General features: G+C 60.9%; 12 protein-coding genes. 2 read left to right on the top strand and 10 right to left on the bottom strand.

The window, feature by feature from the left end:
- The 4 genes from E4U03_RS09715 to E4U03_RS09700 form a co-directional block, all read right to left on the bottom strand.
- Window positions 1-419, bottom strand: a 419-nt coding sequence (locus E4U03_RS09715) for an alpha/beta fold hydrolase (RefSeq protein WP_135013372.1), incomplete at its 3' end; no start/stop codon positions are given.
- 90 nt (window positions 420-509) lie between these two features.
- On the bottom strand, window positions 510-995 hold the full coding sequence (gene ispF / locus E4U03_RS09710; protein WP_135013370.1) for a 2-C-methyl-D-erythritol 2,4-cyclodiphosphate synthase: 486 nt from the start codon (window positions 993-995) through the stop codon (window positions 510-512).
- Window positions 992-1,768: a 2-C-methyl-D-erythritol 4-phosphate cytidylyltransferase gene (gene ispD / locus E4U03_RS09705; protein WP_245207716.1), complete on the bottom strand. Its 777-nt coding sequence runs from the start codon at window positions 1,766-1,768 to the stop codon at window positions 992-994. The genes ispF and ispD overlap by 4 nt, the downstream gene beginning before the upstream one ends.
- Before the next feature lie 23 nt (window positions 1,769-1,791).
- Window positions 1,792-2,277 carry a CarD family transcriptional regulator gene (locus E4U03_RS09700; RefSeq protein WP_135013368.1) on the bottom strand — a complete coding sequence of 162 codons (486 nt, stop codon included), beginning with the start codon at window positions 2,275-2,277 and terminating at the stop codon, window positions 1,792-1,794.
- 257 nt (window positions 2,278-2,534) lie between these two features.
- On the opposite strand from E4U03_RS09700, the gene E4U03_RS09695 reads away from it, so the two are divergent.
- Window positions 2,535-3,083 carry a hypothetical protein gene (locus E4U03_RS09695; RefSeq protein WP_135013366.1) on the top strand — a complete coding sequence of 183 codons (549 nt, stop codon included), beginning with the start codon at window positions 2,535-2,537 and terminating at the stop codon, window positions 3,081-3,083.
- 86 nt (window positions 3,084-3,169) lie between these two features.
- Here E4U03_RS09695 and E4U03_RS09690 read toward each other — a convergent pair whose 3' ends face one another.
- Window positions 3,170-3,850, bottom strand: coding sequence for a response regulator transcription factor (locus tag E4U03_RS09690; RefSeq protein ID WP_135013364.1), 681 nt, complete (start codon window positions 3,848-3,850; stop codon window positions 3,170-3,172).
- 21 nt (window positions 3,851-3,871) lie between these two features.
- A complete protein-coding gene (locus tag E4U03_RS09685) occupies window positions 3,872-5,098 on the bottom strand; it encodes a sensor histidine kinase (RefSeq protein WP_135013363.1) in 1,227 nt (408 codons plus the stop codon).
- A gap of 184 nt (window positions 5,099-5,282) precedes the next feature.
- Between E4U03_RS09685 and phoU the strand changes: the two genes are divergently transcribed.
- Window positions 5,283-5,939 carry a phosphate signaling complex protein PhoU gene (gene phoU, locus E4U03_RS09680; protein ID WP_135013361.1) on the top strand — a complete coding sequence of 219 codons (657 nt, stop codon included), beginning with the start codon at window positions 5,283-5,285 and terminating at the stop codon, window positions 5,937-5,939.
- 97 nt (window positions 5,940-6,036) lie between these two features.
- Here the strand turns inward: phoU and E4U03_RS09675 are convergent, their stop codons facing one another.
- The 4 genes from E4U03_RS09675 to E4U03_RS12900 form a co-directional block, all read right to left on the bottom strand.
- Window positions 6,037-6,777: a phosphoglyceromutase gene (locus E4U03_RS09675; protein WP_135013359.1), complete on the bottom strand. Its 741-nt coding sequence runs from the start codon at window positions 6,775-6,777 to the stop codon at window positions 6,037-6,039.
- Between the two features lie 130 nt (window positions 6,778-6,907).
- A complete protein-coding gene (locus E4U03_RS09670) occupies window positions 6,908-7,222 on the bottom strand; it encodes a DUF2516 family protein (protein WP_135013357.1) in 315 nt (104 codons plus the stop codon).
- A 12-nt stretch (window positions 7,223-7,234) separates the two neighbouring features.
- Window positions 7,235-8,416 carry a trans-sulfuration enzyme family protein gene (locus tag E4U03_RS09665; RefSeq protein ID WP_135013375.1) on the bottom strand — a complete coding sequence of 394 codons (1,182 nt, stop codon included), beginning with the start codon at window positions 8,414-8,416 and terminating at the stop codon, window positions 7,235-7,237.
- Between the two features lie 109 nt (window positions 8,417-8,525).
- Window positions 8,526-8,981, bottom strand: coding sequence for a hypothetical protein (locus tag E4U03_RS12900; protein WP_167752394.1), 456 nt, complete (start codon window positions 8,979-8,981; stop codon window positions 8,526-8,528).
- Window positions 8,982-9,136: the final 155 nt, after the last annotated feature.

The following is a 9,136-nucleotide window of genomic DNA, read 5'->3' as shown; positions in this document are numbered from 1 at the left end:
CAGAGGGGGTGGTGGGTGAAGGGGGCCAGCAGGATAAGCTGTTCTACCTTATCGGGGTGGAAGGCTGCCAGGCTCATGGCGTGGGGCCCGCCGCCGGAGAAGCCGATAACGCTAAAGCGGTCAAGCTCCAGGTGGTCGATGATGGCGGCGGCGTCCTCTTCTGCCCAGGTGCCAACCAGCCTGTAGGGGACGGCGTCTGACGCTCCCAGCCCCGGGCGGTCCGGGGCGATAATGCGGATACCCAGCTCACGGGCTGCCTCGTCAAGAAAAAGTGCCTCATAGCCGGTGCCGGGGGTACCGTGGCAGTACACGGCGGTAGCTCTGGGGGATTCCGTCTGCCCAAATTCGTGCCAGGCGATGACGCGCCCCCCGTTCTGGCTCAGCACATGAGGGCGGGGTTCAAGAGGGTCGGCGTTCACGGGTACTTCTTTACAGTGTGGAGTGATCTAACAGGGACAGCCTTATTTTAGCGCCGACCTGAACCCGCGGTCACCGGGCGGCCCCGGCAGCTAGTGTGCGCCGTCCTTACCGTAGACCAGGGCCACAGCGGTAGCCGCCACGCCCTCACCCCGGCCGGTCAAGCCCAGCCCGTCGGTGGTCGTAGCGGTGACCGTCACCGGAGCACCGGCGGCCTCAGACAGGACGCGGTTAGCCTCGTCCCGGCGCGGGGAAAACTTGGGTTTATTGCCAATCAACTGCACCGCGATGTTGCCAATCTCGAACCCGGCAGCCCGGACAATCGCAGCTGCCTCAGAAAGAATCCGAACGCCGGAGGCCCCGGCCATGTCCGGCCGGTCGACCCCAAAGTTCGAGCCCAAATCGCCCGTACCTGAAGCCGAGAAAAGAGCGTCAGCAACTGCGTGAGCCACCACGTCGCCGTCCGAGTGGCCTGAGAGCCCGCGCTGGCCCGGCCAGTGCAAACCTGCCACCCACAGTTCGGTGCTTTCTTCACCAAAAGCGTGCACATCAGTGCCGGTACCGATACGGGGGATCATGATTCTCTCTTTTCGTCGTAGAGGGCTGTAGCTAGGGTCAGGTCAAGAGGCGTTGTAATCTTGAAGGCTTCGGCAGCCCCCTCGACGGTCGCAACCGGTAGCCCCAGGGTTTCAGCCAGCATGGCATCATCGGTGATGCTTTCGGCAACCTCGGGGGCCAGGGAGGCAACATCGCGGTGGGCCTGCACAAGGGTAGCAAGGTCAAAGCCCTGGGGGGTCTGCACAGCCCGCAGCTGCGCCCGGGCCGGGGTGCCGCTTACGTACCCGGCAGCATCCACCGTCTTAATGGTGTCGACTACGGACAGCGCCGGAATCACTGCTTTCTCCCCCGCCTCAAGGGCGGCAGCCACCCGGTGGTAGACGCTGGCAGGGGTGAAACAGCGGGCGGCATCGTGCACCAGGACGCCGGTGGGCAGCTGCTCTGGGGCACCCGGCAGGGGGGCGGCGTCCGCAATCGCGGCCAGGGCGGCCGTCACCGACTCGGCGCGCGTTGCGCCGCCAGGCACCGCCAGAGCACCGTACCGGGCACAGACCTGCCGCAGCGCAACGTCCTGCGGGGGCACCGTCACCACCAGCCGTGCCGCCACGCCCGATTCCCGAGCACCGGCCAAGGCCCATTCCAGCAGGGTGCGCCCGGCAACCTGCACTGCTGCCTTCGGCATACCTGCGCCCAGACGCGACCCAGAACCGGCCGCCACAATAACGACAGCGAGCACCGAACCACCAGATGTGGTTGCGGTGCCCGCTGTATCAGAAAAATCTAGAGTGCTCACAGCTAGTGAGCATACCCGAAAGTTTAGACACCCTCGAGAATCTTATCGAGTTCAACCTCGGCGGCTTCTTCGTCGATGTCCTTAGCCAGGGCAACCTCAGACGACAGAATCTGACGGGCCTTAGCCAGCATGCGCTTCTCACCGGCAGACAGGCCACGGTCGTTCTCGCGGCGCCACAGGTCGCGGACGACCTCGGCAACCTTCAGCACATCGCCAGATGCCAGCTTCTCAACGTTAGCCTTGTAGCGGCGGGACCAGTTTGCTGCTTCTTCGGTATCGGTAGCCTGAAGTACGTCAATGACTTCCTGCAGACCGCGCTCGTCAACGACATCGCGCACGCCCACCATATCGACGTTCTCAGCGGGAACCTCAATGATCAGGTCACCGTTAGCAACCTTGAGTTTAAGGTACATCTTCTCTTCGCCACGGATCTTGCGCATCTTGATTTCTTCAATCGTTGCGGCACCGTGGTGAGGGTAAACGACTGTTTCGCCAACCTCAAAAACCATATGGATAAACCCCTTTCAGCCTATCTATTCTACCATGCAACGAAAGACAGCACCCTTAAAGTCTCAAAATAGGCCCGGTGCTCTCAGCAAACCTGTGCGCTTCATTTACGCCCTTTTGCCTCGTTGATACAGACGTATCGTCGTTAAACCAGATAGAATATGACCTGAACAGACCAAAAATTCCGTACCTCGGCGCGGAGCACACACACTTTCTCTGCCCCTCGGCAGACTACGACCCTACACAAGGAGCTAGAGCTGTGAAGAACACCGCTTCTTTGACCGTCAAGCGCGCCAGCGCCCTCGTTGCCATCGCTGGTGCCCTGCTGGCCACCACCGGTTGCACCTACACCAACCAACCCGCCACCACCATCGTCTACTCCGCCTCCGACGGCCAGATGGCTAACCTGCTAGGCGAGAACAACCAGCAGGACATCCAGCTCCGCAACATCATGCTCATCGCAGCCGATGAGGCCTCACAGGGCCGCGTGCTGGGCACCATTCTGAACCAGACCGAGGAAGACGCCACCGTCACCCTGACCTTCCCCACCGAAACTCTCACCGTTGAGGTTCCCGCTGGCCAGGAAGTCCGCCTGGAAAACGACGAGAACGAACTTCTCCTGGCTGAAGCTGGCGCTAACCCCGGTCTGCTGCTGAAGGACGTCGAGGTCTCCTCCAACGTCACCTCCAGCACCGCTACCTTCAACGTTCCGGTTCTTGACGGCGCCCTGGAAGAGTACGCCCCCTACCTGCCCACCGCAGCAGCGGCTACTCCCAGCGCTACCGAAACTGCTAGCAGCAACGGCTAAGACCCTTTCGTTTTAAAGAGTGGGGGCGGGCCCTTCAGATATCTGAAGGGCCCGCCCCACTGCTTTACCCAGCCTAGTGTGCCGGTTTAGGGTTCGAACTTGTAGCCCAGGCCGCGCACGGTGACCACATAGCGCGGGGACGAGGGGTCAGGCTCAACCTTGGAGCGCAGGCGCTTAATGTGCACATCAAGGGTCTTGGTATCGCCCACGTAGTCAGCGCCCCAGACCCGGTCGATCAGCTGCGAGCGCGTCATCACGCGTCCTGCGTTCCGAAGCAGCATCTCAAGTAGCTCAAACTCCTTGAGGGGCATGGCTACGGTTTCGCCGGATACGGTCACCACGTGGCGCTCAACGTCCATGCGTACCGGGCCGCCCTCAATCGCCCCGGCGTCGTGCTCTTCGGGTTCGCCCTGGCGGCGCAGGACGGCGCGGATGCGGGCGATGAGCTCGCGGGAGGAATAGGGCTTGGTGACGTAGTCGTCAGCGCCCAGTTCAAGGCCGAGCACCTTATCGATTTCTGAGTCTTTAGCGGTCAGCATGATGATGGGAACCGCGCTGGTGGCGCGAATCTGCTTACAGACTTCGGTGCCGGACTGGCCGGGGAGCATGATGTCAAGGAGCACCAGGTCTGCGCCGTTTCGCTCGAACTCAACCACGGCGTCCAGGCCGTTATCGACCACCTGCACCTCAAAGCCCTCACGACCCAGCAAAAAGGCCAGGGGCTCGCTCAGCGCCTCTTCGTCCTCAACCACTAAAATACGGGTCACTTATTTTGTTTCCTTCGCAGTTTAAGCCGACCCCGCGGGGCGCGGAGCAGCGTTGGTGTTGTGGTCCGTTATCTGGGTGAGGGATCCCGTCGGCGGGTGCTCCCCCAGCAGGTCTTGTTCGGTTTCTTCATCGACGATGGGCAGGGCAATCGTGAAGGTCGAGCCGGAGCCCGGCTGGGACCAGAGGGTCACCTCGCCGCCGTGCCGGCCCACAATGTGCTTCACAATGCTCAAGCCCAGGCCTGTGCCCCCGGTTTGGCGGGAACGCGCCGGGTCAACCCGGTAGAACCGCTCGAAGATGCGGTCCTGTTCGTCCTCGGGAATGCCCGGTCCCTGGTCTTTCACAGAAATTCTAACAGTGTCACCCTTCACAGCCATACCGATGCCCACCTTGGTGTTCTCGGGCGAGTAACGAATGGCGTTCTCAATCAGGTTGCGCAGGGCGGTGCCCAGCAGCTCGGGGTCACCGTGAACCGGGCGGGGGGCCTTACCGCCCACCAGAAGTTCAATGTTTTTACCCTCGGCTGTGAGGCGGTTGCGGTCGACCGATTCAGCGACCACCTGCTCAACATCGATCAGGATGGAGCTCAGCACCATATCAGCTGACTGTAGGCGGGAGAGTTCGATGACATCCTGTACCAGGGCTGCCAGCCGCTGGGATTCCTTCTTTAATTTGCCCGAAAAATAGAGTACCGACTCGGGATCGTCAGCCGATGATTCGATTGCCTCGGCCATGAGTCCCACCGCGCCCACCGGCGTCTTGAGCTCGTGCGATACGTTTGCGACGAAGTCGGTACGGACAGTCTGCGCGCGGGCGATCTCGGTACGGTCATCAGCCAGCACCAAGATATACTCATCGCCCACCGGGGCCACGCGCAGGTCAATCACCAGGCGGCTCTGGTCGTAAAAGCCGCGGGTTAAGATAATTTCTTTTTCGACGATAATGCCCTTGGACCGCACCGCGTCGATCATCTCTAATAGCTCGTCAGAGACCACTGTATGCCCGCGTACCAGGCCTAAGGCGTAGGCGCCCGGAGAAGCCTGCACCACGCCGTCCACGGCATCCACCACCATGTAGGCACGGCCAATGACCGCCAGCACCTCGGCGGCACCGTCGCTAATGGTTGGCTCTTCAACGTCAGCCCAGCGAGCACGCTGACGCTCACTCCGTTGCACGGCGAGCATGCTCACCACGCCGATGAGGAGCCCCAGCACAGCGGCAGACAAAGCAATCACAGTAGGGTTCACATCTACCAGCTTAGGGCCTACCGCCCCTACCCCGCGCCCCGCAGACCTCCAAATATCTCGGGGTTCAACTAACGTTTACCCAACCATGTGCTTGTGTTCATGTGACCTTGGCACTCTAAAGGGGTAGCCATGGGCAGGAGTCTGCCCGGCACCCCACACTTCCCCAGATGGAAAGGACGCGCACGTGCGCAAAGTCTTCCAAGCCGAACTACAGCACGTCGGCGAAGAGCTGATTCATATCGCTACCCTGGTCCAGGAGGCTCTCGGCCGCGCTTCGGACGCCTTCTTGCAGGCCGATATTCAAGAAGCCGAAGAGGTTATCACCAACGATGCCCGCATCGACTTCATGCAAAACGAACTCGATGAGCGCGCTATCGACATTCTGGCCCTACAGGGCCCGGTAGCCTCCGACCTGCGCATGATTGTCGGTGCCCTGCGCATGAGCTCCTCCCTGGAGCGCATGGGCGACCTTGCCCGCCACGTCGCCCAGGTTGCCCGCATGCGCTACCCCGAGCACGTCCTGCCCGAGCCCATCCTGCCGGTCTTCCGCGAAATCATCGAGCTTGACCAGAAGATTATCGCCAGCGTCATCAGCCTGCTCGAGACCCGCGAGCTCTCCCATACCCAGGACATCATCAAGAACAAGATGCGCATCAACGAACTCCACGTTGAGGTCTTCAACCACATGGCAGCCCCCGGCTGGGGCCAGAACGCCCAGGTCACCGTTGACGTCACCCTGGCCTCCCGTTACCTGGAGCGCTTTGGCGACCACGGTGTGTCGGTAGCCCGCAAGGTCACCTACCTGGTCACCGGTGACTGGAACGCCGTCCCCAGCATCTAGGCTGGCAGGTACCATCTCCGTCAGTAGGTACCACTTAAATCAGAAAAACCCACCAACCAGGTGGGTTTTTCTGATTTAAGTGGTACCTACCGGGGATTTACTTCTTACCCTGGTTAGCAACAGCCTTGATGGCATCCTTAGCAGCCTCGGGGTCGAGATACTCGCCGGGGCCAACGGGCTTGAAGTTCTCGTCGAGCTCGTAGTAGAGGGGGATACCGGTGGGGATGTTCAGACCGGCGATATCCTCATCTGAGATGCCTTCGAGGTTCTTGACCAGGGCGCGAAGGGAGTTACCGTGGGCAGCAACCAGAACGGTCTTGCCAGCCTTCAGGTCTTCCTTGATGTCTGACTCCCAGTAGGGCAGCATGCGCTCGAGGACGTCCTTCAGGCACTCGGTGCGGGGAGCGTTCTCGATGTCTGCGTAGCGGGGGTCGTTCGCCTGGGAGAACTCGTCGTTGTCGTCGAGGGCCGGAGGCGGAACGTCGTAGGAGCGACGCCAGGTCATGAATTGCTCTTCACCGTAGGTTTCGAGGGTCTGAGTCTTGTCCTTACCCTGGAGCGCACCGTAGTGACGCTCGTTCAGGCGCCAGTTGCGCTTGACGGGGATCCAGTGGCGGTCAGCGGCATCGAGAGCTAGGTTGGCGGTGTTGATGGCGCGGCGCTGCAGGGAGGTGTGGACGACGTCGGGGAGGATGCCGCGTTCCTTTAGCAGTTCGCCACCGCGGGTGGCTTCGGCGCGGCCCTTCTCGGTCAGGGCAACGTCTACCCAGCCGGTGAAGAGGTTCTTTTCGTTCCATTCTGATTGCCCGTGACGGAGCAGTACCAATTTGTAAGTCATACTCCCTATTATCCCACTCCCAACCCCCAAAGCAAAGATAAACCCACACATATTCACGGAATACCCGGTCTTTTCCGGGGGTTTCTTCGTGAATATGTGTGGGTTTTTCAGACCTTAACGCAAGCTGCGGCTAGCGACGGCGCACCGCTACGGCGGGGCGGACGTCCGCGAGGAAGACGCCCACGGCGGTTGCGGCAATGAGCTGCATGAAGACAGACCCGCTACCGACGGCCAGGGACTGCCAGACCATCAGCACAGAGAAGACAGCCGCGGCAGCGGTCACGCCAACCCAGAAGCCCTTGGTGCGTTTGAAGGCGCTCTGGTAGGCGTAGCTTGAAGCGCGGGCGGCCTCAATCAGCGCGAAAATCGACAGGGCGGCAACTACCAGGGCCAGGGCAAGGCCCACGTAGTAGGTAACCAACATAATCAGGGCAATGGGGGTCATGGCGTCCGTTCGCTACTTGAGGTTTTCTAGGGCCGCTGCCAGGTCGTTGTAGAGGTCATCGACGTTCTCGATGCCTACCGATAGGCGCAGCAGTGACTCGGGGATTGAGTGGGGCTCTGAGCCGTGGCGGCGGCGGCGTTCAATCAGTGATTCTACGCCACCGAGGCTGGTCGCGGGCGTCCAGATGTTCAGGGCCTTGACCACGCGGTCGGTTTCTTCGGCGGTGGCGTCCAGGGTGAGGGAGAGGATCGAGCCGAAGGTGCGCATCTGCGCGGACGCCCGCTCAAAGCCGGGGTCAGTGGGCAGGCCGGGGTAGCGCACGGCCTTGACGGCGGGGTGGGCCTGCAGGCGCTGGGCCAGTTCGAGGGCGTTGGCGGCGGCGCGTTCAAGGCGCACACCCAGGGTACGGACGCCGCGCAGACCCAGCCAGGCCTCGAAGGGGCCGGCGATAGCGCCGTTGGTGGTGCGGTGGGCAGCCATGGCTTCGCGCAGGGTCGGGTTAGAGGTGACGGTGATGCCCAGCAGCACATCGGAGTGACCGGCGATGGACTTGGTGGCGGAGTGGACAACCACGTCGGCCCCCAGGGCCAGCGGGTTCTGCCCCAGCGGGGTTGCGAAGGTGTTGTCAACGGCAGAGACAATGCCCAGGCGCTTGGCGGCACCGAGGACGGCGGGCAGGTCGGCGACCTCCATCATGGGGTTGGTGGGGGACTCCATCCACAGCAGCACCTTGGGGGCAGCGTAGTTGACGCTCTCAGGGGTGACGCCCGCGGCAGCAGCGGCCTTTTCGAGTTCGGCAATTACGGACTCGGTGTTTTCAATATCGAGACGGATCACGGTGGTGATACCGCGGGCTTCGAGGCGCTTAGCCATAGAAACAGAGGCCATGTAGGTGTGCTCGGGCAGCAGAATAATAGAGCCAACGGGTACCAGATCCTGCACCGCGGCAACGGCTGCCATGCCGGAGGCAAAGACCAGGCCGGGCAGCTCTGCCCCTTCGAGGTCAGCGACGACCTCTTCAATGCCGTCCCAGCTCTGGTTAGAGAAGCGGGCATAGGTGTTGAGGTCTGAGGGGCCAGTCTGGCGGAAGGTGGACGACATAGCAATCGGCGGGTTCACGGGAGCCAGATCATCGTGGGCGGGGCGTCCACCGGCCACCAGGCGGGTTTCGGGTGAGAGGTTCTGTTCAGTCATAGAATCAACGATACGCGCAGCACCAGGCCCAGTGCCAGAGGTATGCCACAGGGTGACATATGGGGCAGTGGCTGACTCGGAGCGGACGCCCAGTAGGCAGGACGACACACTAGCGGTTACTACCAATGACAAAGTGAAAACGTTCCGCCAGAAATGCACCCGTGCCAACAACAACAAAGGTCAAAATTACCTGATACGCCTGTGGCTCGTTATTAACCAGCCAGGCCCAGGGAGCAACTCCTCCCCCTGGGCGGCGGGCAAAAATTGTACTCACCATAAGAAAAGCCGAGGGAATTAAGCTGACGTGCGAGCCAAGATATCGATAGAGTACCGAGGTAAGCCCCAACAACCCCAGCAATTTTATAAGCACAAGCCAGATAGTAGAATCCCCCAGACAGACTATGCAAAAAGCAAAGCATGTGAAAAGGCCTAGACCTGTGGCAAGGAAATAGGAATGCTTCTGGATACCACGCGGATCCACTCTCTCCCACAATTGAGTGCCAGGGTAAGCTGCAATAGCAATTGCAGTAACAGAACAAGTAACTAGCACAGCATCGACAGGCACAGACCGCGCCAGGGTAGGGATAAACTCAGGCAAGGGAAGATAAAGTGAAGCTCCCTTCCATAGGGCAAGCGAACCCGAACTCAGCAAAAGCACCAAAGTAACTGGTATGAGGTTACGGGACTTGAGAAAATAGCGCGCTTAAACTCCTGAAGGAA

The sequence above is a fragment of the Rothia nasimurium genome (genome assembly GCF_004569295.1).
Lineage (GTDB): Bacteria > Actinomycetota > Actinomycetes > Actinomycetales > Micrococcaceae > Rothia > Rothia nasimurium_B.
Note: the sequence above shows the minus strand (reverse complement) of the source record. Positions and strands in the feature narration are given on the sequence as shown.